This is a genomic window from Natronoflexus pectinivorans (genome assembly GCF_004345615.1).
Taxonomy (GTDB): domain Bacteria; phylum Bacteroidota; class Bacteroidia; order Bacteroidales; family Marinilabiliaceae; genus Natronoflexus; species Natronoflexus pectinivorans.
The window spans coordinates 562,522-589,111 of the sequence record NZ_SLWK01000001.1 but is presented as its reverse complement, the minus strand read 5'-3'; the positions used below and the strand labels follow the sequence as shown (position 1 = coordinate 589,111).

Annotated in this window: 14 protein-coding genes; 6 read left to right on the top strand and 8 right to left on the bottom strand. The window is 40.2% G+C overall.

Annotated elements, in window-relative coordinates:
* Positions 1–9: 9 nt before the first annotated feature.
* From EV194_RS02100 to EV194_RS02065, 8 genes are all read right to left on the bottom strand, one after another.
* Entirely contained in the window at positions 10–3,201 is a 3,192-nt protein-coding gene (locus tag EV194_RS02100) for a SusC/RagA family TonB-linked outer membrane protein (protein WP_132431599.1), read from the bottom strand.
* Between the two features lie 624 nt (positions 3,202–3,825).
* Positions 3,826–5,169 (bottom strand): glycosyl hydrolase, encoded by a 1,344-nt coding sequence (locus EV194_RS02095; RefSeq protein WP_132431597.1) that lies wholly within the window; start codon positions 5,167–5,169, stop codon positions 3,826–3,828.
* Positions 5,170–5,370: 201 nt separating this feature from the next.
* Positions 5,371–7,533, bottom strand: coding sequence for a glycan-binding surface protein (locus tag EV194_RS02090; RefSeq protein WP_132431595.1), 2,163 nt, complete (start codon positions 7,531–7,533; stop codon positions 5,371–5,373).
* Between the two features lie 24 nt (positions 7,534–7,557).
* Positions 7,558–8,799: a glycan-binding surface protein gene (locus EV194_RS02085; RefSeq protein ID WP_132431593.1), complete on the bottom strand. Its 1,242-nt coding sequence runs from the start codon at positions 8,797–8,799 to the stop codon at positions 7,558–7,560.
* Between the two features lie 31 nt (positions 8,800–8,830).
* Positions 8,831–10,522, bottom strand: coding sequence for a RagB/SusD family nutrient uptake outer membrane protein (locus EV194_RS02080; protein WP_132431591.1), 1,692 nt, complete (start codon positions 10,520–10,522; stop codon positions 8,831–8,833).
* A 74-nt stretch (positions 10,523–10,596) separates the two neighbouring features.
* The gene (locus EV194_RS02075) at positions 10,597–13,863 is read right to left on the bottom strand and encodes a SusC/RagA family TonB-linked outer membrane protein (RefSeq protein WP_132431589.1); all 3,267 of its coding nucleotides are present in this window, start codon (positions 13,861–13,863) and stop codon (positions 10,597–10,599) included.
* Positions 13,864–14,650: 787 nt separating this feature from the next.
* Entirely contained in the window at positions 14,651–16,384 is a 1,734-nt protein-coding gene (locus tag EV194_RS02070; RefSeq protein WP_132431587.1) for a RagB/SusD family nutrient uptake outer membrane protein, read from the bottom strand.
* 21 nt (positions 16,385–16,405) lie between these two features.
* Positions 16,406–19,534 carry a SusC/RagA family TonB-linked outer membrane protein gene (locus EV194_RS02065; protein WP_132431585.1) on the bottom strand — a complete coding sequence of 1,043 codons (3,129 nt, stop codon included), beginning with the start codon at positions 19,532–19,534 and terminating at the stop codon, positions 16,406–16,408.
* Between the two features lie 1,164 nt (positions 19,535–20,698).
* On the opposite strand from EV194_RS02065, the gene EV194_RS02060 reads away from it, so the two are divergent.
* The 6 genes from EV194_RS02060 to EV194_RS02035 are packed head-to-tail and all read left to right on the top strand — an operon-like array spanning position 20,699 to position 26,568.
* The gene (locus tag EV194_RS02060; protein ID WP_079555839.1) at positions 20,699–21,028 is read left to right on the top strand and encodes a hypothetical protein; all 330 of its coding nucleotides are present in this window, start codon (positions 20,699–20,701) and stop codon (positions 21,026–21,028) included.
* A gap of 34 nt (positions 21,029–21,062) precedes the next feature.
* The gene (gene mutL, locus EV194_RS02055; protein WP_132431583.1) at positions 21,063–22,937 is read left to right on the top strand and encodes a DNA mismatch repair endonuclease MutL; all 1,875 of its coding nucleotides are present in this window, start codon (positions 21,063–21,065) and stop codon (positions 22,935–22,937) included.
* Between the two features lie 18 nt (positions 22,938–22,955).
* Positions 22,956–23,741: a rhomboid family intramembrane serine protease gene (locus tag EV194_RS02050; RefSeq protein WP_132431581.1), complete on the top strand. Its 786-nt coding sequence runs from the start codon at positions 22,956–22,958 to the stop codon at positions 23,739–23,741.
* Between the two features lie 6 nt (positions 23,742–23,747).
* Positions 23,748–24,650, top strand: a complete 903-nt coding sequence (locus tag EV194_RS02045) for a rhomboid family protein (protein WP_132431579.1) — start codon at positions 23,748–23,750, stop codon at positions 24,648–24,650.
* Between the two features lie 18 nt (positions 24,651–24,668).
* Complete coding sequence (locus EV194_RS02040) at positions 24,669–25,769, top strand: endonuclease/exonuclease/phosphatase family protein (RefSeq protein WP_132431577.1); 1,101 nt, start codon at positions 24,669–24,671, stop codon at positions 25,767–25,769.
* Between the two features lie 4 nt (positions 25,770–25,773).
* On the top strand, positions 25,774–26,568 hold the full coding sequence (locus EV194_RS02035; RefSeq protein ID WP_132431575.1) for a thymidylate synthase: 795 nt from the start codon (positions 25,774–25,776) through the stop codon (positions 26,566–26,568).
* The last annotated feature ends 22 nt before the right edge of the window (positions 26,569–26,590 follow it).

Below are 26,590 nucleotides of genomic sequence, written 5' to 3'. Positions count from 1 at the left end.
TGTTTAGAATTAGAATGTTACGTTTACACCAACCATAACGGTTCTCGGCAATGGATACAGCCCCAGGTCTACACCCGATGCCCAATTAGCATCATGACCAAAGCCAACTTCCGGATCCATACCATCATAATTCGTAAATGTGTAAAGGTTATTAAATGAAAAATATAGCGATGCTGCTTCCATCCAATTTACATTCCTCAAAAAGCGATCAAATCTATATCCAACAGTTAGGTTGTTAATTCTTAAATAGTCAGCATCATGAAGATAAATATCAGAAATGTAATTTGTATTACGATGCGAGGAGGAACTTAAACGCGGAATCCTGTCAGATGTTCCCTCTCCGTGCCAACGAGAAAAAATGTCGGTGGTGTAGTTTTGGGTAAATTGATCAGCAAATGATCTGTACGACTGCATCACTTGCATCCCAAACTTTCCGGTTAAAGTAGTATTGGCAAAGAACCCTTTGTATTCAGCATTCAGTCTGATTCCCAGCTCAAAGTCGGGATTTGGATTTCCCAGCATAACTTTGTCATTCTCATCAATTACGCCATCACCATTTTGGTCAACAAAGCGAACATCACCCGGACGCTGATCCTCAAAAAATGGACGACCATTTGGCCCTACATAAGCGTCTACTTCATCCTGATTCTGAAGGATTCCATCTGTCTGGAATCCATAAAAGAATCCAATAGGCTTGCCAACTTCCACACGTGAAATATAGGCGGTTCCTTGAGACAATACATGTGGAGGACCTGTAATTATACCTTCAGCATTTGCAAGACGGGTAACCTCATTCTCATTGTAGGCTCCGCTAACCATTGCTCCATATCTGAATTCTCCAATACGGTCATTCCATCCTAGAGAAATTTCAAATCCCTTATTTTCAATATCACCACCATTTATAAATGGTGCTCCGGCACCAGCAGTCCCTTGTATCGGAGCTTGTACTAACCAGTCCTTGGTAGTTTTCTTATACCAGTCAAATGTTAGAGCTAATCGCATGTTAAGGAAATGTCCATCAAGACCAATGTTAAGCTGTTCTGAAGTTTCCCAGGTTACGTCGGGATTTGGAACGTTTTCAGGAACAGCTGTTGGTGATGAAACCAGTTTATCAGGACCAAAGTAATATCCTTGTGGGCGATAGGCAATATTTGAACTGTAGATAAAATTTGGGATGCTTTGGTTACCATTTTGTCCCCAACTCGCTCTTAATTTACCAAAATCCATAAAACCTAACCCATCAAAAAAGTTCTCCTCAGTAAAATTCCATCCTGCAGAAACAGAAGGAAAATATCCCCAACGGTTGCCTTTTGCGAAGTTTGAAGATCCATCCGCACGGAAAGTCATGTCAAGCATATATCTTTCCTGATAGTTATATGAAGCTCTGGCCATATAGGATAGCAATCCGCCACCTTGTGCTGCCCAGTCACGTCCCCAAGTGCCTATGTCGCTAATAGACTCCGCAACTACATTATCAAGATAAGCATATTGAGGTAGCCCAAAAATGGTCTTGGCCTTGGATCCTCCTACATTAAAATTCAATTTGTTTTCTAAAACTTCTGACCCAACTAATAACCCAATGCGATGATCATCAATTGCAAAATCATAATTAACTGTATTTGTCCAAGTGTAATTGACTCCCTGATACATCTCCTGTGTAGCAGCGTCATTGGTATTACTGTACTGTGTAGCAAGGCGATATGTAGGTGCCCATGATCTGCTATGGCCAAACCAGGCATTGACTCCAAATGAGGAACGAATCCTTAAACTTTCTATTGGCTCTATAATGGCATAAACATTTCCGGTAATATTATTCCCTTTGCCCCAATTATAGTTGTGACGATGATACATAACCGCCAGAGGGTTGTGTTGACCCAATGCAACACCTTCCAAAGTAGGTGTAAAACCTTGTGAATGTGGAGACTGATCCCAATATGCAGGCATCAATGGATTCGTAACAAGCGCATTGTGAAGATCATTCCAGTAAATATTACCTGTTGCAATACTCCGATTCTCAGTATTTGTATAAGTAAAATTTTCACCAACAGTTAATACATTATGCCTGTCATTTTTAAAAATGATCATCTCTGTGTTCATTCTGGCAGTTATTCTTCTATAACCGGCATCAGTAATATCTCCTCCTAAAATTCCAGTCTGGTCGAAATAAGAAAAGCCTAATGAATAAGTCACGTCATCACTGGCTCCGGTGATGTTGATTGCATGGCTTTGCACCGGTGCATTGTCCTTTGACATCTCATGAATCCAATTCGTACCTTCCCATCCATTTTGAAGTTTATTCCATACATAATCGCCTAATTGGGAACCTAATTGATCAGGAAAGTTTGCGTTTAAATAGCTGTTATTTCTGATTCTGGTTTCCCAGTCATAGGGAGCTAATCCATCGTTTGTGCGGCCTTCGTTCATAATAAACATATACTCCTGCGCATTCAATGGCGTTAAATTTTTGTAGATATTCTGTACTCCATAATATCCCTCGTAAGTAACACGGGGTTGAGATCCTCTCACTCCTCTTTTTGTGGTTACAAGAATTACTCCGTTGGCTGCACGAGAACCATAAATTGCTGCAGAAGCAGCATCTTTTAAAACATCAATGGATTCAATATCTGATGCATTCAGATAATCAATGTTTCCAACAGCTACTCCATCAACAATATAAAGAGGACTGGAATTACCAATTGTCCCTAACCCCCTGATAGTAACACGGGTACCCGCTCCAGGTGCTCCACTATTACGAGTTACACTTACACCGGCAGCCACTCCCTGCAGAGCTTCCATAGCTGTTGTGGTGTTCAATTCAGAGATGCGATCCCCTTGTACATTAACATTAGCGCCGGTAACTAACGCTCTTTTCTGTACGCCATAACCAATTACAACAACCTCATCAAGGTCTGTCCATGAATCGATCATAAGCACATTAATTGTACTTGAGGTAACGGTCACTTCTTCATTATTATACCCAATAAAAGAAAACCTTAAGGTTTCTCCCATTTGAGTAGATAATGAGTAGTTACCATCAATATCAGTAATGGTACCAATGGTTGTTCCAACCACCATTATACTGACTCCGGGAATGGCTTCCCCGGTAGATTCAGATGTCACCCGTCCTGTTACAGTGACATCTTGAGCTGCTAACATCGTCGTCAGCATCATCAGAAACAAAAGTCCTAACGTTTTTTTCATAAGATTTAATTTAATTACAAACTGATTAAGTATTATTGAGTGATTACTTAAAAAGACTAATTCAGCAAAGCGCCTATTTTAGATTTTTATAAAATAATGTTAATCGAAAACCACTTCTACAATTTGCTCAGTACTATCTTAATAGATAAATATAATCCTGTTACTATTGCCTTTCTTGCCTTGCACATTCCGAAAACACCATGGTGTCAATGAAACACTTACTCGCAAAGATAAGGCAAGCAATTATTATTTGCAAATATATATTAGCTAATTTAAATAATATTTAGCAATAAAAAACATAAAATATTAAAAGAACACATAAATTAACATAGGCAAAAATGAAATTACGCTCCACCTTACTCATTAGAATAAGGTTACTACCTATAATATTCGGTATTTAAAGTATAGACAAAAGAGTCTTCTATTGTTTTACATTTCTCAATCGAGAAACCGAAGTAAGCAAAATTGCTTTAAAAAATGAGGTGTCTACATTTCGAACAACTACACCTTTGAAGTTAAGAGGCATTTCAAAAACGTTATAGTAGAATATCTTAAAATCCGATAATCAACCATACTGCAATACCTTTATATGTAAAAGCAGACCCCGTGAGACTATTTCTGACATTATTTTAAATCCGGCATTTGATCGCGAGTTAAAACAAAATCTTTGCTGAAAGCATCTCTCCACCAATCAGCATTAGCAAACTCATGGCTTTCTTCGGAAAACGCAGTACCGCTCATATTGACCGTACGACTGTAATCATACCACGGCATAAAGAAAGACCATTTTGCTCCGGCCTCCCATTGTGAAGAAATGGTTGATAAGTTTCCGCATTCGCTTAAAGAAATAATCTTACCCGGAAATCTGGATTGTATGGAATTGAACTCATCGGCCAAATTTTGTGCATTATGTCTGTTATATATGTCACGGCCAATCATATCCACATATTGATCGCCCGGATACCAATCATCGTCGTTTGGTTCAACAGTCCATACCCATATCAGGTTATTTAACTGACGTGACTCAAAATAATCAAACATGATTCTCCACAGCTGCTTACATGGTTCTGCCCCTTTTGCGCCCCACCAAAACCATGTCCCTGCGGCCTCGTGAAGTGGACGCCACAACACCGGAATCCCTTTATCCCTTAATAATTCAAGCACATCAGCTGCTTTTTCAAGGTCGGCCATGATCACTTCATTTTCCCACGTTCCCTCTTTTACTGCTTCTCTAATGTCAAAAGAAGTTTCATTGGTGTAAAAAGCATAATTGGTTCCGCCTTGCTCAACCGGCACATTCCAGTGCCATGTAAAATGTACAATTCCATTGTTGTTCCACCAATCTTCCACAACGGAAACATCAGTATAATCAATCCAGTTAGCCGGCGAGGCCCATAAATGGATAATATCAAATCCATTCATTGCAGGATATTTCCCCGTATGCTGGTACACCCACTCTGCTTCATTGATGTTCCATGATACATTTGCCATGGCTCCTGAAATTGACTTCTCCCCATAATTATCGATGAGAAAATTAAAGAGATTAATCGCCTGCGATGAAGGGTTGTTTACTACCAACTCTGCTGTCACCTGGTCCTGAGGAGCAGCAACGGTTGTAAAACTAAATGAAACCGCTGATTGAGATGGAACCCCAAAAGTGTTTATAACAGCTCCTGCAGGAATATTTACCGAGTAATGTTTATCATATTCAAGCGTAAGGTTTAAGACTACTTTCGTCAATAGCGAAGAGGCCTCCACCGGTTTTTCGTTTACGGTAATTCCATGAGATTCTGACAAAGTAATAACCTCATCGAAGGTAATTTCTACCTCAGCCGACAACCTTACCTCAGTCGCCCCATCAGCAGGGAAGCTGCTTTTGAACACTGGTGGTTCATGACTTTCACGATCCTCACTGCACGCAGGAAATACCATCAATGCAAGAATAAAAAGAAGAAATAAACGTATCATTTTTATTGAATTTGAGTTTGAAGTAAATTTATGCTGTTTAATGGTATCAATCCAGTACTTTTCAGGCATTTTCTGATACATTTCTATCGACCACCAAATAAATAAAACCACAGAAACGCCCATCCAAGAAGCTTCTGTGGTCTATTTTATCAAATATTTCCCCAAACGTAATATGTTTGGGGAAATATCATGTTCAAATTGTTATGGAATAGGTTCAAATCTTACATTGTCAATTCCTATATTCACATTCACAGAAACTCCACTGCGCCAAATCATTCCAAACTCACTTCCTCCCAATGCCGCATCAGACAGCGGGTTTCCTGTTGATTCGTGGAGGAATCCAGATAATGGTAGGGTAACCGTGATCCAACCATTGGTATCGGCAAACCCCATGGCATTATTCAGATTGAAATCATAGAAATGAGTATCTCCCCCTCCACCAAGACGAACGCTGAGATTTCCTTCTGTTGGGAATGATTCAAATGTTTTAAGATCAAATCGAACCGCCCAGGTATTCACATCTACACCCTCAGCGGAATAATTATTACTGCTGTTGCGGAAGAATAGCCCATCCCACCATCCGGTGCCACTCATACCGTTTACTCTCCAATATGGAGTGCCATCAGCTGAAGTATCAGGATTATCTTCTGGTCCACTATTGATGGCGTTGCCCCACCATGAATCTTTCCCTGTTCCATTGAAATCAAAGAAGACCAGATTTGGATCGTAAATAGGATCAACACTGCCAAAGAATATGGTAGGAAGTAAACCTTCTTCTCCTTCATAGGTAATCATACGGATTTGCCCTTCACCTATGGTTACACCAGCTGGGACATATACCTCTACTTTAGTTTCTGTTTTTAAACCATAGGCTGTTGCAAAAATCCCACCAGGAAATACAAGTTCTTTTATCAGACTCATGTTTTCTCCCAAAATAGTAAGAATTTTACCAGGCTCTGCTCTCGCCTGCTTATATCCTGTAATGTCAGGCAAATTGGTTAATATCGTAAAGTCTGAAGAAGACTCTACCATTACGCCATTCAGAGCTTCAAGGGTAATTTTACCAGATTGCGAGCCAACCGGGATAAGTACGGTGATTTCGGTTTCACCCTGAGCAGTGATCTCTCCCTGCATGTTTCCTGTAAACCACACATTTTTAACTAAATCAAGATTTTCTCCCGTAATAACAACTGTATTATTGGCCTGAGCTTCAACCGGGGAAAATGAGGTAAAGACGGGATCAACAAATACAATATCTCCGCCTGAGACACTCTTTTCTGCCCTGGTGTGAAAGAGAACCTCTCCTGTAATGGCAGTCTCAGGAGTAACAATCGTCATAGTACTTTCTGTATGTGAAATAATTTCACCTTCAACTCCTCCAGCAAAGGTTACAGCTATCACCAAATCTAAATGGTCGCCCGATACTGAAATACTTTCCCCATTCTTAAGTGTCATCGGGGTCACTTCACTGATGGTAGGAACTGCCATGGTGAGTGCTTCAGGGAAAGTAACTTTAATTTCGGAAGCCATCACTATGCTGCCAACTCCATCCTGAGCACTCTCTGGTACAACAACAACTATTTCTTCATCAGATTGGGATTCAAAATCATCTGCATTGACAACCTGGTCGCCTGCGAAACGGATTTGCACAACAAGATCAAGGTCCGCACCTTTAATGGATAATTCTGTTTCTGCTTTCACCGGATTTGGTGTTACAGATTCAATAGTTGAAACAATAACCGTTAGTTGCTCATCGGAGTAGATTATAATTGGATCTTCTGCTCCATTGGAAAGAGCTATAATGCCAGTTTGAGCTTCTGCTGGAACTATTAGTTTTAACTCTTCACGGCTTTGACTAACAAATTGACTGCTGTCAACCGCAATCCGGTCAGTGAATATTATTTCGCCTACCAAATTAAGATAGTCTCCTGTGATGGTCAATTCACTTCCGGGTTTAATGGTTCCGGGGCTGAAAGATTCAATTGAAATTGGTTCTGAAAAGCCAATTGGAGTTTTAGTAGTTATATCTCCCTGCGGAGTTTTCAATACAACCAATCCTTCAACTGCGTTTTGAGGCACTATAAGTGCCAAAAGGGAACGCTCGCGTTTTGTAAATTGTGATGCGGCAATCTCAATATTGTCAGGCAGAATAATTGCAGTTACTTTATCAAGATTATTCCCGATAAAACGTAATTCAGCTCCTCTGGCTATGGGCATTGGCCCATAGCTCAGAAGTTCAATCCTGTCGCTTCTTTCATCATCGTCATCTTTTTCGCATGATGTTAAAAGGACACCGGCCATTAATGTACTCAATAATAGAGTATAAAATGAAAACCGTCCGTATTTTTTTAATATATCTTGCATATTTTTTAAAATTATCAGGTTAATCTATCGGGGAACAACACGTATATTATCAACTGCAAAGAAAAGATCCGCAGGCCCGGCCTCTTCGTCCAAAGCGGGACCCCAAACAAAAATGGTAAAACCTCCAAAGCTATCTGGGTAGGTTAAAGAGAGATCATTAAACTCCGCATTATGACTATATCTAAACTCAGACATGGGGATGGTAACCGTTATCCAGCCATCAGTCTGGAAAGGAGTTCCTGATGTGAACCAAGGACGCCACAAAGCTCTTCCTAAAGATTCATCTGAGTAGTAAGCATTAGTATTAGCAACATCATATCGTGTAAAGATTAGTTGCATAAAACCAACAGCCCAAGGGTTTACAACATTTACTTCAAATTTCAAGACCATATCTTCAAGTCTGTTCCCCATTAAATCGAACAATGGAGCCGAATGATCGGGTGAACTCACTCCCCATAAGTTCATGGCCAGATTGTCTTCAAGCCAGTCCCAGTCGGCTATAGCACCTGTGAGAGCAAGATAGTTTCCTGATACTCCAGCAGGATCGTCTCCTCTGACATTTCCTGGTCGCCACCCCGCACCAAACAGATGATCAAAATCAAGGAATATGTTTCTGTCGTCTCTGAAATAAAATGAAGAGCGAGATTGACCATAAATAGATCTTACAGCAATAGGGCCTGAGGAAGTTCCTTCAGGAACTCTTACTTTCACCTGAGTTACTGAAACCTCCTCTACGAATCCGGGGATATTGCCCGGGAAAATAACTTCCAGAGGCGCGCTTTCATCATCGATAAAATAGTTGCCCCTGATTACAGCAATCTCACCATCCGGAACATATTCGCAAAGCATTGATGAAAGCAACGGAGAAGGAACAACTACCTGAAAGTCATACTTATACTCCAAGCCTCCTCTCGTAACCAAGGTTATTTGATTGGTAACCTCTTCAGGGATTGCATTGGGGATTGTAACAATAATTGAGCGTCTGGTTATATAGTTAACGTTCAATTTAGCTGGTTGATCATTGAACCATATTTCAACTACATTTTGCAAATTACTCCCTACAAGGGCGATGGTGTTTCCTAAGAATGCACGCACAATCAAAGAGTCTGACTTATCAGGATCAGTAATCCTGATATATTGTATCTCAGGCATTCCATTGTCATCATCGTCATCATCGCAGGACTGAAATATAGTTCCTGCAAAAATGCTGATTAGTAAAAGCATCACCACAAAAATCGGTGAATCTTTCTTTATATATTGTTTCATAGCTATTGTTATTTAAGTATTTCAAACCAATTTAATACGGAATCGAGCTAAAATCAAATGGAACCGGCTCTCCGGTAAGATTTGGGTTCATTGCTAGATCTATATCCGGGAATGGTAGTTTAAAACTAGATGATGAAATGGTAACTTTAAAAGAGTTTAATGTTACATCTCCTTGAGAAGACTCGCCCCTGTAGAATGAATAAAGACCATCGAAATTTCCGCGCTCCTGTGCATTAATTAATTGAACAGCGAGCTGAGGATTATAGTATGAGAGTCTTACGTAATCATACCAATTATCTCCTTCAGTTGCAAACTCCTTACGACGTTCATTAAAAATGTCCATAAAAGAGATGCTAGTAGATGGGTTTGCATTTGGATTTGCTCTTAAACGCACTCGATTAAAATACTCCAATGCTTCAGGATCATTTGTCGATTCATTATTCCCTAAAATTGCCTCCGCATATATCAGATAAATATCTGCAAGTCTTAATATATGTGTTGCCAAATCAGTTGCCATTCGAGCTCCAACCCGTCCATTTTCATCATAATGATCTCCTTCAATGTGCCCAACGATGTGTTTTACAATATATCCACCGGTTGGGACTCCAAAAACAGCACCGGCAACATTGTCATCATCGTCCATTGTCGCGGTAAAGCCGCCTTCGTGTCTCCAAAAATATGGATAATGGTCTCCCCACATCATAATAGTGGCCTTTCTTCGTCTGTCTTCGTTTTGACGCTCGGAGCTAAGCGGGTTATCTCCAAATAGATTGATCAGGTCAAGCGTGACTCCTCTCCAACTGCCCCATGTGTCGGCCAGGCCTGTAAAATTGTTAAGAGCAACATCAGATTGGATGGAGTTTTGGGAAGTCCAGGTGTTTGAAATGGTCCAACGCCAAGAAATCAGATTCTCCGGATTATAATTTCCGGTAGAAATTCTGAATAAATTGCTGTATTCAGGTTCAAGTTGTCCGGGATATCCATCTATCACCATTTTCGCATAGTCTCTGGCCAAATCTAAATATTGCTGATCTCTGGAGCCGGACTGATTAACACCCGATCTGGTTAGGTAAACTTTAGCAAGCAACCCCTTGGCTGAATATTTATTGATTCTTCCTGTGGTATTTTGTTCAGGTAACAGCTCTATTGCGCGGAGCAAAGTACGTTCAATATATTCATATACGTCTTCAAGTCGATTTTTGGGGAGAGTATTTGCTGTACCGTCTCCAAGTATCTGACTATTGCTATGTATGATAGGAACTTCGCCCCAAATTCTAACCAGATAAAAATAGGCAAGAGCTTTCATTGTCATAGCTTCTCCTGTAACAGTATTTTTAACCTCTTCGCTCACATTACTGCCTGCCCGTGTTGCAATGTTCTCGATTATTGCATTTGCATGGCCATTTACCAACCACAGTGAATTTGATGCATTAATTAGGTCTTCATTTGAAGAACTTAGGTTAAAATTCTGGTAAATATTGTCAGTTCCCTGGTAAATATTTCCAGCCAGCATATCTCCAATCCAGAGAAACCCTCTCTGAAAATCGTACCATGGAGAATTATAAAGAATATTGGCAGCCTGAAAACACTGCTCGTTGGTTTGGAAAAAATTGTCAATGGTATATGCGTCCTCTGTTGGTCTGTCCAAAAAGTCCTCGCAGGATGTTGTTAAAAGCAACATTCCGACCATTGCCCAAACTGTATGTTTAAAATATTTTTTCATCTGTATATTTTTTGTTTGTTAAGCATTATAACCTATATCCATTTCTCTCACATATTCATATAATGCCTTTGATTTTAAAACGATACATTCACCCCAAAAGAATAGATACGTGGTGATGGATAACGGCCATTGTCCAATCCATATACGTTTGAACTGGTTTGGCTGGCACCAATTTCGGGATCAAAGCCACTATATTTGGTGAAAGTCCACATGTTCTGGAGATTGGTATAAACTCTTACATTGCTTAGGCCCCATCTGTTAGACACATGCGCTGGAATATTATATCCCAGGGTAATGTTCTGAATTCTTATATAAGATCCATCTTCAATGTATCTATCAGAAATCCTGCGATTGTTATTGGGATCACCAGTAATAGCTCTTGGAGTATTATCCTTACCTAATCTGTCAATTTGAACGTTATCAATATCGTTGAACCAGTTCTCGTATGGATTTCCACTGGCATCCAGGTAAACCTGATCAGGATTTATGGGTCGTAAAGTAGTTCTGTCAACCATGGTCGCTAACTGGTTATTCCACATGGTATTCATTCCTGTTAATGATCGTCCCACATAGTTAAGAATTTTGTTTCCATATGTCCCGTGCAAAAATACACTCAAATCAAAATTTCGATAACTGAATGTATTTGCAAAACCAAATGTAAATTTAGGCCATGGAGAACCAAGAAAAGTACGGTCATACTGATCAATAACTCCATCAGGTTTGCCGTCAGGTCCGGAAATATCTTTGAATTTAATGTCGCCTACCCAAACTGTATTTTGCCTGTTCCATAAAAGCTCACCTGTTTCTTCATTTACGCCCGGGAAGGCTTCAGGTCTTGGACTGTTAAGAATATCTTCTTTACTTGTATAAATTCCAGCAACTTGATAGCCATAGAATCCATATAAGGATTGACCAATAGTTGTTAAACTAACCACATCTGTCCATTGTCCATACCCTTCTATGTGTGCAGAAGGCGAATCACCCAGTCCCAAAAGCTTATTCTTGTTCATTGTAAAAGTTACGTTGCTGTCCCACTGAAATCTGCCAACTACAGGTCTTGTGTTCAAAGTAATCTCTATCCCTTTGTTTTCAATTTCTCCAAAATTACCCATAGGAGGATTCAGCCTTGATGATGCATTACCCCTGGTTCCCATGTAAGATGGCAACTGCAATTCCATCAACATATCTGTTGATGTTTTTTGGTACAATTCTAAAACCAGATCAATACGGTTATTGATAAAGCCTACATCAAATCCCAGGTTATACTGTTCCTGCTTTTCCCATTGTACAAAAGGATTGGCAATATTCGTCTGACGATATCCTGTGCCAAGTCCTGTCGGCATACTTGTAATGGAAGCACCCCATCTATAGCCACCAATGCTTGAGTTTCCTGTTTGCCCCCAACCACCGCGGATGCGGAAATTGCTGACTATATGGCTCATGCCATCCCAAAACGCCTCATTTGAAACTCTCCACATAACGGATGTTGCATGGAAAGGAGCCCAACGGTTTTCCGGGCCAAAATTGGAAGACCCGTCATAGCGAAATGTGTACGTAGCATAGTATCGGTTATCGTAATTATAATTTGCACGGCTAAAGAACGAGGCCATTGCTCCACTACCAAAACCGGAGCCCACATTCATTGAAGATGATTGTCCCAACTGAGGAGATCGAACTTCATTGGAAGGCAAGCCGGTGCTAGAGCCGCTCAGAAACTCATATTTCCATTCAGAGACCTCTTGACCTGCCATCATAGTTGCGTTATGCAGATCAAATGATCGGTTATAAGTCACATAGTTTTTTAATTCCCAAAATGTATTCTGGTTAAATTGCCATCTGGATGAATTTGAAATGTTTTCAACATTTCCATATCTATAGGTTGGTTGGAAAGTATAGGCGTTTGTATAACCCAAATCCAATGCAACTTCAGACCTCCACACCAAACCATCGGTGATGGTTATGTCACTATAAACATTGGCCAATAGATTTGTTCTTTTTAAACGAATTTCTTCGTCAAGAGCTTTTGCAATCGGATTTACACTTCCTGGTGAACCTTCTCGTTCATCACCTGACCATGTGCCATCAACGTTGTATATAGGAACGTCCGGGGAACTTCTTAAGGCAATATTAATAATACCCTCCTCACTGTTATTCAATCCGAGATTATCTTCAGATCTGGATAAGGAGATATTTGTACCAATTGTCCACCATCTTTTAAGATCTGCATCCAGATTTACCCGCCCGGTAAATCGTTCGTAATCACTTCCAATTACAGTACCTTCCTGGGTAAAATAGCTTCCTGACACATAATATCTGGCACTTTCGGTGCCACCGGAGGCGCTGATCTGATGACTTTGCATGGGTGCAGTTCTAAATACTGCATCTTGCCAATCAGTACCTCTTCCTAAAAGTGTTGGGTCTAAAAGTTCTACACGAGGGTCTCTACCTGCTGTTTCTGCTGCAATTGAATTACTATACTCAGCAAACTCCCTTAAATTCATAACATCAATGTGTTTTGCCTGATGCTGTATCCCGTAGTTAAACTCATAGTCAAACCGTGCTTCGCCGGTTTGGCCTCTTCTGGTAGTAATTAAGACCACCCCGTTTGCTCCTCGTGACCCATAAATGGCAGTGGCCGATGCATCTTTTAAGATTTCCATCGAAACAATGTCGGCAGGATTAATACTGCTTAATCCTCCACCAAAGGTGCTAACTGGAGCATTACCTAAGCGATCACCCAATCCTACAGAATGCCCTCCCTGTGAAACATTTTGTACAGGAACACCATCAATCACGTAAAGGGGTTCAGCAGCACTTGCATTCAAGGTTCCCTGTCCTCGGATTCTAACAGACACAGATGCACCGGGTTGTCCGGAAGTTACCATGGCTGTTACACCGGCAGCACGTCCTTGTAAAGCCTGGTCAAGGTTGGCAGAGATAGATTGTCTGATTTGATCACTCCCGACAGATACGCTGGCTCCGGAAATATCACTTTTTCGCATACCGCCATATCCTACCATAACGAATTCATCGAGCATTACATCAGCAGGTTCAAGAACCACGTTAATCACTGAACGACCGGCAACTTCTTCGAATCTGGTGTCATAACCAATAAAACTAAACACCAATGTGTTTTGGTCTGATTGCAATGCAATCTGATAGTTTCCATCGATGTCTGTAACAGTTCCAATCGTAGTCCCCTCTGCAATGATAGAGACTCCTGGTAATGGATCATTGGTGTTGTCAGTTACGGTTCCCGTAACTGTTCTTGTCTGCCCAAAAACCATCAAATGGCCACTGAGGAGACAAAGGAAAAACAACAAACGCAGATTTTTTGTCATAAGATTTGATTTAAATTTTGATAATGTTTTTGAAGTTTGGAACTTAAAATCAAAGTTGAATAAGTGAGGCATAAAAACATTGGTGTCATGACTACACTTATACAGTACACAAATCTAGTTCGTATTTTCCCCTTTCACTAATACTATTTTATCAAATTTTTGTACTAATGCGTATTTATTGTCATTTTTTAACATTCAAACAAACCTTTATTGAGGTGCGAGCCTGACTTTTACCCGAAGTAGGATCTCAATTCCTATGATTAAAGATTCGACACCAAATTAGTCTTATCAAGTGTCAAGTTATCTTGATCCTTGTGGCTTTAGCCTTTGACACTGTCGTGAGCTCAGTCGAACTGGGTAAAAGTCGTGATAGTGGGAAACGATTACGATTTGACATGAGGCTAGCTATGTATCAAAATGCTAATCAATTTAAAACACAAAAAGGGTTGCCAAATTTATTGGCAGCCCTTTCATATATCTGCTAGTTACTTATTCGTTCCAGCCCCGGTCTAGTCTAAGTTCACCCTTGGTATTTATGGTGGAAATATCTTAACACACTTATAGCCATTAATTGCTTTCCAAAGAAAAGTCTCCTCAACCTCTTTCATTCTCAAATACGGAATACATTGGACTTTATACTCAAAGCTTAAGACGCTCTTTCCCTCTGGCGTCCCCCACCTGGCAATCTGACTGACTAAGGCCTTAAACATTCAACTATGATACAAAAAACAAGGTTGCCAAATATTTTGGCAACCTTGAAACTTAAAAGTATTATTAAAGAATACTGCTAGTAACCTTGATATAAACCCAGACCACCTTCAGTATATCCGGCATTTTGTTCCAATAGTCCCTCTGATAATCTGATCTGACTAAAAGGAATTGGGAAAAATCCTTGGGTAGCATTGTAGCGAGCCGTATAACCAGATGGGTGAAGAGCACTGTGAGTAGTCCATTCGCCAAAATCCAAAATGGCCACGCCTTCCTGATGCTCAAGATGCTCAGTGGTGTATTCAGCACCCCAACGTCTCATATCATTCCATCGCAATCCTTCAAAAGCAAGCTCATATCTGCGCTCCTTCTGAAGATTTTCCAGTGTATAATCAACAGGATCTAATCCGGCGCGAGCTCTTACTTCATTCATGTAGCTTGCATCTTCTTTTAACTCAGACAACATCAATAGTACATCAGCATAACGTATGAACATTAAATCATCGGTATGTCCAAGTTGATTATTATTCTGAGTACCATACATTAGGTGGCTATAGCTGTCAAAATATTGCCCTTGTTCTGTTTTTACTGCAATACCATGAATTTTCTTGCCCCAGTAGTTACTCTCCATCACAAAATCCCACTGGCCTTTTTGATAGCCAGAAAGTTCCGCCTCAATATCAAGAACCGAAGCCCAAAGCCTTGGATCATTTGGTTCATCTTCCAGCCATTGGTTAACCAACGATTCAGGAACAGAGTTTCCTTGACCCCAGCCTCCTGCAAATGGGAATGTTCCGGAAACGTGTTGAAGACCTCTTAATGCAAAAAACAACTGATAAGTATTTGAATAACCCCTGTCAATATCCCAGGCAGCAAAATTGTTAAACTGCTGCACAAAAATAGCCTCGGGATTTCTTGCTCCGTTATCAGCAGCATACAGCAAGCTCTTACCTGTTTCTGCCATATAATTCTGAATATAGTCATAATCACCAATGGTCAGAGAATTGGTATAAGGCCACAACTCATGAAAATCATCAACCAAACGGTGTCCGCTATTGGCAACAAGATCCTCAAGCCATGCAATCACATTTGCTCTGGTTACAGAACCACCTTCAGGAAGTGTAATGGATTCTCTGCCATAAAAGCCGGTATAGAACAAGAAGCATCTTGCCATTAAACCCTGAGCCGCCCATTTGGTAACTCGTCCCTGTTGAGTTGAGGTGTAAGGAACATTAGGCATTAGCTCAATGGCAGCTTTTAAATCAGATGCAATTTGTCCGTAAATATCATCTGCAGAAGCAGCAGGCAGGTTTATCGCTTCGGAAGTTAATTTAAGCGGCACCTCATTAAAAATGGTGTTCAGTTGCCAATAAAACCATGCTCTTAAAAACTTAGCTTCTCCTTTAAATTGATTCTTTAAAGCAGGGCTAACCTGCTCATCAGGAACATTGTCTATAACTTCAAGCGCGAAGTTTGCACGATGAATTCCTCTGTAAAGAGTTGCCCATGGCCATAATGTCATCTCATTATCTGAGAATTGAAAAGTTTCATAAGCCTGGGCTTTTACGTCGTTCAAACCACCACCACCAAGTTTGTCATCGCTGGCAATTTCCCAAATAAAGAATGGACTCTCATCTGCCCTGTGCTGCAAAGAACTCATGATGGTATATATCCCGGCCATTAATTGTTCCGCATCGGCCCGGGTTTGAGGATAGTTTGCAGATGTTTTTTGGGTAAGAGGATCAGAATCAAGGAAATCTTCACATCCCATAAACAAAACACCGGCAATCAATAAATATAATATTTTTTTCATAATGTCCTAGATTTAATGGTTTTAAAATTTCAGGTTAAGACCTATCAAATATGTTCGTGGAGACGGATAGAATCCTAAATCAATTCCAGACACATAAGGTTGATCGTCACCGTATCCAACTTCCGGATCCATACCTGAGTAGTTAGTAAAGGTAATCAGGTTATTGGCTGCAACATACAAACGGGCTTGTCCAAGCGGCAAATTAGGCATCAATCTCTTAAAATCATACCCAAGTGTAAGGTTTTGAATCCTAACATAGTCTCCATCTTCCACATATATTTCTGAGATGGCTAACCTTTGAGGATTATTACCTGCAACCAAGCGTGGAAACACATTAGAAGTGCCTTCACCATGCCAACGTCTGCTTAAAATGTCGGTGGTATAGTTGTGGTACTCATTATCCCCAAATGAGCGATATGATTGCATGATTTGGTGTCCAAAAGCTCCTTGTCCGGAAACTGAAAAATCAAATCCTCTATAGGCAAAATTCACTCCAAATCCAATTCTGAAATCAGGATGAGGATTACCAATCATGGTTTTATCATCAGGTGTTATTTCTCCGTCACCATCGTAGTCTACAAAAATGATGTCCCCGGGTTGAGGATTTTCCTGGAAGAATGGTCCATCCCAATTATCGATTTGTTGCTGATTCTGGAAAATTCCTGCAATTTTATATCCATAAAAATAACCAATAGGGAAGCCTGTTTCTACACGATAGACCGGATCGGTACCTTGTGAAATAACATTTCCCGGACCCATGATATACCCGTCGGCATTACCAAGTCTGGTAACTTCATTCTCATTTTTAGTAAAATTGAAGTGTGCACCGTAGTTAAACTCTCCAACGCGGTCGTTCCAACGTAGTCCAATCTCTATACCTCTGTTTTGAACATCTCCCCCGTTATAAAATGGGGCATCAGCTCCATAAATTGCTGGTAAAGGCATCCGCACCAACCAGTCTTTTGTGTCTTTTACATAGTAGTCAAAAGCCATTTGAAGACGAGACCTCAGGAAATAAGCATCAAATCCTATGTTTAACTGTTCTGACGTTTCCCATGAAACATCAGGGTTAGCCAGCATTGATGGGTAGCCTCCTAATTGCAGTACGCTTCTATCAGAACCAAATCTATATTGATTCAGGGGCCCAAAACCTATCAGAGCCAAATATTGAAATGGATCTATGCTTGAATTTCCGTTCTGTCCCCAGCTCGCACGCAGCTTAAGAAAATCAATGGCGTCAAAATCCTGCATAAACGACTCATCTGACATAATCCATCCGGCAGAAACTGAAGGGAAGTATCCCCAACGATTGCCTCTGGCAAAATTTGAAGAACCGTCTGCTCTCATCACAAGCGTCAGCAGGTATCTTTCATTAAAGTCGTAGTTTACCCTTCCGAAAAAAGATGCCAACTGACCTTGAGCAAGAGGAGCTCCCCGAGTTCTGGTTGTACCAGCTGTGATTCCATCAGTGTTATCCAGATAAGCATATTCGAAACCAACAAACGTTGGATAGGCATTTCTAGCATTGATAGTTGATCCCAATCCCCATTTCTCAACTGATTGTCCAACAAGCACATCAACAGTATGGGCATCTTGTCTGAACAAATAGTTTAAGGTGTTCTCAAATGTCCAGTTGTGACCATTTCCAGAAGTTTGAGTAATACTTGGTGCACCACTTCTTGCATCACCGGCAAGGTCATAGCCTGGTTCGTAATTGCGGTACGTGTTACCATTATATCTGTAACCATATTGGCTTCGGAAAGTTAAATTCTCAATAGGCATAATTTGTAAATATGCACTACCATTGAGATTATAATTGCGGGATTCGTTCATTCCTCTTTGAAGAACCATCTGAGCAACGGGATTATATAATCTTGGGCTGATGCTAGCTATACCTGAAGACTGCGTGTCAGCATTTGCAAACCACTCTCCGGCATCGTTATAAACAGGAACCAATGGACTTGCTGACAACATGTTTCTTACATCATTCCAGTACATTCCACCGATTGCAATACCGGATCTCTCAGTGTAACCATAGTTCAATGTTTGTCCAACTTTAACCACGTCACGTCCGTTTATTTCAATTACAGTATGGTCACTGTTTAAACGCACAGTATATCTGTCAAAATGAGGCTCAACCGGTGAACCCAATACACCTTCCTGAGAAGAGTAAGAGAATCCCATAGAGAAAACAGACTGATCTGAACCTCCAGTGATATTGATCGCATGGTTCTGGATCGGAGCATTCTTGTTATAGATCTCATCTAACCAGTTGGTACCGTTCCACTGTCCACTCTGAATTTGTTGATACAATCCGGGTATTTTACCGGCCCAGTCTTCAGGGGTACGACCAGATTGAATTCTCTCCTCATTATGAATTTCGATAAACTGACTGGCAGATAGAGGTTTAGCCAAATTCTCAATTTGCTGAATTCCTAAGTAACCGTCATATGAAACCTGCATTGCGCCTCTTTGACCGCGTTTTGTAGTAATTAGGATTACACCATTGGCAGCACGCGAACCATAAATGGCCGCAGAAGCAGCATCCTTAAGAATATCAATAGATTCAATGTCGGCTGGATTCAGGTGGCTAATGTTTCCGCCGGCAACCCCGTCAATTACATATAAAGGCTGTGAATTACCAATGGTTCCAAGTCCACGAATGTTAACTTTGAACCCTTCACCTGGCATACCAGAGTTCTGAACAATATTAACACCGGACACCTGGCTTTGTATTGCACCAAGAGCTTCTGTATTACTTTGACGAAGTATATCGTCAGAGCCGACATTAATGTTTGCACCTGTAGTTAATCTTTTTCTTTGAACACCATAACCAATTACCACAACTTCGTCCAAATCCGAGAAGAAATCCCGCATTGAAACGTTAATTGTAGTTTGATTACCTACTAATACTTCTTGTGTTTCCATTCCTACAAATGAATAAACCAATACAGCGTCTGCACCGGCTACATCAATTGTATAACTTCCTTGAGAGTCTGTGATGACTCCATTTGTTGTCCCTTTCTCCAGAACGGTTACTCCTGGAACAGGGAAGTTTTGACTGTCATTAACCACACCACTTACACGTTGCTGTGCATAGGCAGTGTAGCTTAAAAACAAGCAAAAAATTAAAATCAGACTTTTTCTCATAGTTCTCTAGTTAAAGTTAAAAAATAAATAATACTGCTTGAAAATCTTCACCTTATAAAATAATTAATTAGTATACTGTTCTGTTCTGCTCAAATCTTAATGTTTTATTTAATAATAACTCATTTTTTGTTGATATCTATTTTCTATTCTCATCAATTTTTACTTTTAATTATAAACGATTATAAATTGATTTATGCTCTCTAATTTAAAAATGAATCAAATTTTATGTTTATTTTATCTCAAATTCTTCTTTTGGCTGTTTTATAAACTAAACGATTATGCAAAATTCACGTTTGTTTACATTCTAAATAAAACAGCAAAGATCTATTTATCTAATAAAATAAAGAACTTATAATTCTTATATATAAGCTGTAACGACATTGATATTGCAAATCTTCTAACTTTCAGACCTAAACTTGAAACATTAAAATACCTTTATTTTCAAAGTTCAATTTTAAGCTAATTTTGCTTTCAATGCAAGAATTTTCACATTTATTTTTTTTCTTTTTCATTTCTGCTTTTATAATTGTTTGTGACACAGACCACAACAGAACGGCCTTTTTAAACCTCTTAAGAACAGCAATATGTCATTCTTTTAGTTAGCTATAAAAACACACGTGTGCAATAGAAAAAACAATGGTTTTTCATATGTTAACTTAAGGGAATATCTCTATCAGCAGGTTGCAACCAAACAACCATATTTGGAGACAATGAGTCATGATGTATACTTCAGACAGACAATCTATAAAAGCTACGTCACATAAATCTGATTTCCATAATTTTTCTGATTTTCAATTTGATGCTTATTTTACAGAGCTTGCCGGCGAGGGGGGTTAGGTTATGAAACTAGTCCCGAAGCATCGGGACTAGTTCTCCCGGATTTTCGGGAGTCTTTGAATAGCAAATCATAGACACCTAAATAAAACTTTTTCAAATAACAGTGACCGGATTTGCAATTAATGATCTTAAGCAGGAAGTTTAAAATCCCACACAAAAATTCATGAAATCAGAACATGTAAAATTCAATGCGTATAACTCCTTCATTAAAAATATGGAAAGACCAACCCAATTTTGTAAATTTGCATCATATAATATATAGATGGTAATGAAAAGCAAAAAAGGCAAAGTTTTTGCGTTCATAACCATACAACCAAAGAAAAAAGCATGAGGTTTTCATTTATTAAAATCCCCCAGCACCGAAAGTTTCATCTTGATCCCATCTATTATGATGAGGCAAAAGAGGAACGCAGGGAAAGAGAACGAAGAATCAGGGTTGAGATGGGATTAAATCCCACAGAGGATGGAGAAACCGACAGCTCTTTTGAAGATCGCATAAAAGGGAAAATGCGTCGTAGAATAAAAAACACCTTCGAAGTAAGCAGAAGTGTGCGACGAAAATCAAACATCAGGCTGGTAGTCATCCTTATTGCATTGATGGCCTTATTCTATTACCTGTTACATGCCGGTTACGACTGGTACAGTCAATTTATGTAAAACCTGGATGCTTCTGTAAATAAGAGAAAAGCCCATGTCGGATATTATTCAGCTCCTCCCCGATGCAGTTGCCAACCAAATAGCAGCGGGTGAAGTTATACAACGGCCTGCATCGGTAGTTAAAGAACTTACAGAAAACGCCATTGATGCAGGTGCCACCGAAGTTAAGATCATTATTAAAGACGCCGGACGCACACTCATTCAGATCATTGACAATGGCAGTGGAATGAGTGAAACCGACGCACGCATGGCGTTTGAACGCCATGCCACTTCAAAAATAAAGGAGGCAAATGATCTGTTTTCCATCAGAACTATGGGATTTCGTGGTGAGGCATTGGCATCCATCGCAGCAGTTGCACACGTTGAACTCAATACAAAAACTGCGAATCAAGAACTGGGCACCCGAATTGTAATTGCAGGGTCTAAAGTGGAAACACAAGAACCGGTTACTTGTCCGACAGGCAGTAACTTTCTTATTAAAAACCTTTTTTATAATGTACCGGCGCGGCGTAGGTTTTTAAAAACAAATGCCACAGAATTGCGCCACATCATTACCGAGGTACAAAGAGTGGCTTTGGCCAATGAGCAGGTGGCCTTCACTCTCATACATAACGATCAGCCATTGATTAATCTCCAGCAATCGAATTTACGACAGAGAATCATTGGCATTATAGGGAAACAGTGCAATGCACATCTGCTGCCTGTAAACACCGAGTCGTCCATTGTTAATGTGCGCGGTTTTATAGGGAAACCTCAAAATGCAAGAAGAACAGCCGGCGACCAATACTTTTTTGTTAACAACCGCTACATGCGGCATCCCTATTTATATAAATCGGTGATGGATGCTTATGAGAATCTGATCGCAAAAGATGCCTATCCTTCATGGTTTCTCTTTCTTGATATTAATCCTGACCTAATTGATGTAAACATTCATCCCACCAAAACAGAAATAAAATTTGAGGATGAGAAACTGGTTTGGAAAATTCTCAATGCCGCAGTCAGAGAGAGCCTGGGAAAGCACAACGCCGTTCCCTCCATTGATTTTGATACAGAAGGACAGATTAATATTCCGGCTTTTACCAGACAATCTGAGGTTAAGATGCCGGAAGTAAAATTCAATCCCGACTACAATCCGTTTAAAACGGATTACAGCACACCGGTAAGCCGGAGCAAAACATCAGGCTGGGAATCTCTTTATAGAGATTCCGATGATGAGCCTGACTTTGAGAATCTCACCTCGTTTGAAGATGTAGATGAAACACCTGAGTCCATCGTTCTTCCATCACGTAAAAACCCTGATTACACTGACGAAGTACCAACACCCGATCAGATGGAAAACCCGCCATCTTCGGCTACCTACTTTCAGATGAAAGGCCGGTTTATCATCACACCTGTTAAATCAGGATTGATGATTATCGATCAAAGAAGAGCGCATGAAAGAATTTTGTACGAACAATTTTTACATTCAATAAAAACGAACAAATCCACCACCCAGCAGGTTCTTTTTGCAGAAACTCTGGTGTTTAATGAAGAAGAATCCACTTTACTCAGGGAAATAAAGACAGAACTCTCTATATTTGGGTTTGATTTGGAAGAGGTTAACAATGGAGAATTTCGTATAAACGGAATTCCTTCAGAATTTGATCACGTAAATGCTTCAAGGGTGATTGAAAACCTTCTGGAAGCATACAAAACCGGAGAAGTTGATCCGGCAAAAGAGATCAGGGAGCAATTGGCAGCCATCATGGCACGCAATGCGTGCATGAAGAACGGAGAGATTCTTTCCGCCGAAGAGATGACTTCTCTTACAGGAAAATTATTTCGTTGTAACATGCCACATTTTTCCCCGACAGGAAAACCTGTTATCACCATCATTGATAACGAAGAACTGGACAAACGATTTAGATAGAAATTTAAACCATACGATATGAATTTCGGAGCATCACCCTTTGGATCACTGACTCCGGTAGTTAAAAATCTACTGATAATAAACGGGATATTTTTTCTGGCCAGCATCATGCTGGCACAGAATTTAGGCATTCGATTTGAAAAGATTCTGGGGCTACATGTGCCTATGGCAGACAATTTCCAGCCTTATCAGTTGGTTACATATATGTTTTTACATGCCTACCCTCAATTCTACCATGTCTTTTTTAACATGTTCGCCCTCTTTATGTTTGGGCGGATGTTGGAAATGGTATGGGGACCCAAACGATTTCTGATTTTCTATTTTGTAACCGGAATTGGCGCAGCTCTTATTCACCTTACGGTTCAGTATATTGAGATTGTACCTGTGTTAAAAGAGATCACGAATGCAATGAATAACCCCACACACGAAAATCTCAGTCAGTTCTTCGTGCTGCAACCGAACCAGGAAATAAGCAGAGAGGTGGCTATTGATTCATTGATGAGATTTCGCACCGATTTTCTTAACAGTCATATTACCATTGGAGCCTCGGGAGCTGTTTTCGGAATTCTGCTTGCATTTGGAATGCTCTTCCCCGATACCAGGTTGATGTTATTATTTCCGCCTATACCCATAAAAGCAAAATATTTTGTAATTTTCTATGGAGTTTTGGAATTGTTCCTGGGAATTAGCAGATTCACATCCGTAAATATGGGACATTTGAATGTGGCTCATTTTGCCCACTTGGGTGGAATGTTATGGGGTTTTATATTAATAAAATACTGGCAGAAGAAGGGGATTTATTAACAGATTATGAGCATTATCAGAGAAATTAAGGAATCCTTCAGATACGGAACCATCCTCACCCGGTTGATTTACATCAACATTGGTGTGTTTTTGGCTTTTCGCTTCATTCAGCTTTTTTTGGTGCTCAGCGGCTGGTCGCCTGATGCCATTCGTCCCTGGCTGGCCTTTTTTTCGGTGCCATCAGAGCCGGCACGCCTGCTCGTAAGGCCGTGGACGGTTTTAACCTACATGTTCCTTCATTTCGATTTTATTCATGTTCTGTTTAACATCCTTTATCTGTATTGGTTTGGGAGACTATTTCTTCAAATTATAGGATCCCGTTTATTCCTCAAAACTTATTTTTTGGGAGGGATTGCAGGGGCTGCCGTTTACCTGTTGGCTTACAACCTGGTTCCGGCTTTTTATAATGTGGTTCCTTCATCCATACTGCTTGGAGCATCGGCGTCTGTTATGGCCATATTGTTTGCTGTGGCACGATATAGCCCCGATCACACGGTATTTCTGTTGTTCTTTGGCTCCGTAAAGTTAAAATACATTGCACTGGTAGCCTTTATCATTGATTTAATAAGTATTCCGGCGTTGAGTAATACAGGTGGGCATCTTGCCCATATGGGAGGAGCCGTTGTGGGACTCTATTTAGGATGGCAATGGAGTAAAAAAGGTACCGGAAGTTATTCTGGAATTCCGTCACACTTCAAGAAATCTGAAATGTCGAAGTTATTTGCCAGGAAAAAAAATCTGAAAGTTACGCACAAAAGACCGTTATCCGACCTGGAATACAATGCCATTAAAACGCGACGATTGAAAGAGGTGGACAGAATTCTGGAGAAGATTAAAACCAGCGGTTATGACAGCCTCACCGCAGAAGAGAAGAAAATACTGTTTGAAGCAAGTCAGGAGAATGATTAATGCATTATATTTAGAAAGTTGAAAAAGCTAATATATTCCATATCATTAATTATTGTGTTTATACCGGCAGCATTGTTACTTCTGTCGGTTCTCACAGCATATGTTAGCCCTGCGCGTTTGCATATTTTTGCCTTCGCCGGATTTGCCTTTCCGGTATTTTGGTTACTGAATCTGGTTATCCTGGGTTGGCTGCTAATAAGAAAGAGTTTATTATCTCTGATTCCTTTTGTGGTATTGGCCATCTCATTGCAGCATTGGAACAACACTTTTCAGTTTCGTGCAAAAACCATTGATAACATTCAGCAGCTGGAGCGCCCGGTTACCATCATGTCATACAACACACGAATGTTTGATTTTTACAAACATTCCGGGATGGATGGTGCGCCTGAAGCCATATTTGAATATATTCTTAGAAAAGATCCAGACATCATCTGTTTTCAGGAGTATTTTACCAGCATGAGGCGTGATGAATACACGCCTACCGCTATTATTGCAAAATTCAGAAAATATGGATACCGGCAAGTTGATTATCTCAGAACTCATCGTGGAAATACAGGTTACGGACTGGCCATATTTTCAAAGCATCCCATAGTAAATGGCAATGCCATCAGGTTTGAGAACTCCTTAAACATGGCAAGCTATGCTGATATAAATGTGGATGGAAAGGTGATTCGCGTATTCAACACACATCTTGAATCCATTGGATTTCAGGATCATGAATTGAGCGTTCTTGATAGTTTGGATTTCCGCATGACTGATAGTCAGAGACAGGGATTACGAAACATCTCACAAAAAATTACCAGGGCTTTTAAATCCCGGTCAAGTCAGGCAGAGTTTCTGGCCAGGCATATTGAGAACTCACCCTACCCGGTGATTGTTTGTGGCGATTTTAACGACACTCCGGTTTCGTATGTTTACCGAACCATGCGCGGCAATTTAAAGGATGCCTTTCGTGAGTCGGGCGTAGGTTTTGGAGGGACATACAACGGAAGGTTACCTTCTTTCAGGATCGATTACATTTTTCATGATCCACAGTTTGAATCGTTTAATTTTGAACGTTTACCCCTGGATTATTCAGACCATTTCCCAATTATGACAACCATTGATTTGAAACAATAAAAAAATGCAACAATATCTGGATCTTATAAAAAGAGTTACCACAGAGGGATTTCGCAAGGAAGACCGCACAGGAACAGGGACATTGAGTGTTTTTGGACATCAGATGCGGTTTGATCTTTCGGATGGCTTTCCACTTGTAACGACAAAGAAATTGCATCTGAAGTCCATTATTTACGAATTACTCTGGTTTTTAAAGGGGAGTACCAATGTGGCATATCTTCAGGAAAACGGAGTGAGAATATGGAATGAGTGGGCACTTGAAAACGGGGAGTTGGGTCCCATTTATGGATACCAGTGGAGATCATGGCCGTCTTATGATGGTGGGCATATTGACCAGATTAAGCAAGTTGTTGATTCCATAAAAAACAGTCCCGATTCAAGAAGGCATATTGTGAGTGCATGGAATGCAGGTCAGATAGATGAGATGCAACTGCCTCCTTGTCACATTTTATTCCAGTTCTACGTGGCCGATGGAAAGTTAAGTTGCCAGCTTTATCAGCGCAGTGCTGACATTTTTCTTGGAGTTCCTTTTAACATAGCATCATACGCGCTTTTAACCATGATGATGGCACAAGTTACCGGCCTTAAGCCTGGTGATTTTGTGCATACTTTAGGTGATGCACATATCTATCTGAATCATTTAGATCAGGTAAATCTCCAATTAACCCGGGATCCACGACCATTACCAAAAATGGAAATCAATCCTAATGTAAAATCAATAGATGATTTTGTATTTGAAGACTTTAAATTAACAGGGTACGAACCTCACCCCCATATAAAAGGCGATATTGCTGTATAATTATTTCTAAACCATTAGCAAA

Bases quoted from the DNA above. Each gene is read 5' to 3' on its own strand.
- mutL (WP_132431583.1), top strand. From the start codon at position 21,063: ATGTCGGATATTATTCAGCTCCTCCCCGATGCAGTTGCCAACCAAATA.
- EV194_RS02100 (WP_132431599.1), bottom strand. From the start codon at position 3,201: ATGAAAAAAACGTTAGGACTTTTGTTTCTGATGATGCTGACGACGATG.
- EV194_RS02060 (WP_079555839.1), top strand. From the start codon at position 20,699: ATGAGGTTTTCATTTATTAAAATCCCCCAGCACCGAAAGTTTCATCTT.
- EV194_RS02095 (WP_132431597.1), bottom strand. From the start codon at position 5,169: ATGATACGTTTATTTCTTCTTTTTATTCTTGCATTGATGGTATTTCCT.
- EV194_RS02070 (WP_132431587.1), bottom strand. From the start codon at position 16,384: ATGAAAAAAATATTATATTTATTGATTGCCGGTGTTTTGTTTATGGGA.
- EV194_RS02090 (WP_132431595.1), bottom strand. From the start codon at position 7,533: ATGCAAGATATATTAAAAAAATACGGACGGTTTTCATTTTATACTCTA.
- EV194_RS02065 (WP_132431585.1), bottom strand. From the start codon at position 19,534: ATGAGAAAAAGTCTGATTTTAATTTTTTGCTTGTTTTTAAGCTACACT.
- EV194_RS02045 (WP_132431579.1), top strand. From the start codon at position 23,748: ATGAGCATTATCAGAGAAATTAAGGAATCCTTCAGATACGGAACCATC.
- EV194_RS02035 (WP_132431575.1), top strand. From the start codon at position 25,774: ATGCAACAATATCTGGATCTTATAAAAAGAGTTACCACAGAGGGATTT.
- EV194_RS02050 (WP_132431581.1), top strand. From the start codon at position 22,956: ATGAATTTCGGAGCATCACCCTTTGGATCACTGACTCCGGTAGTTAAA.
- EV194_RS02085 (WP_132431593.1), bottom strand. From the start codon at position 8,799: ATGAAACAATATATAAAGAAAGATTCACCGATTTTTGTGGTGATGCTT.
- EV194_RS02075 (WP_132431589.1), bottom strand. From the start codon at position 13,863: ATGACAAAAAATCTGCGTTTGTTGTTTTTCCTTTGTCTCCTCAGTGGC.
- EV194_RS02080 (WP_132431591.1), bottom strand. From the start codon at position 10,522: ATGAAAAAATATTTTAAACATACAGTTTGGGCAATGGTCGGAATGTTG.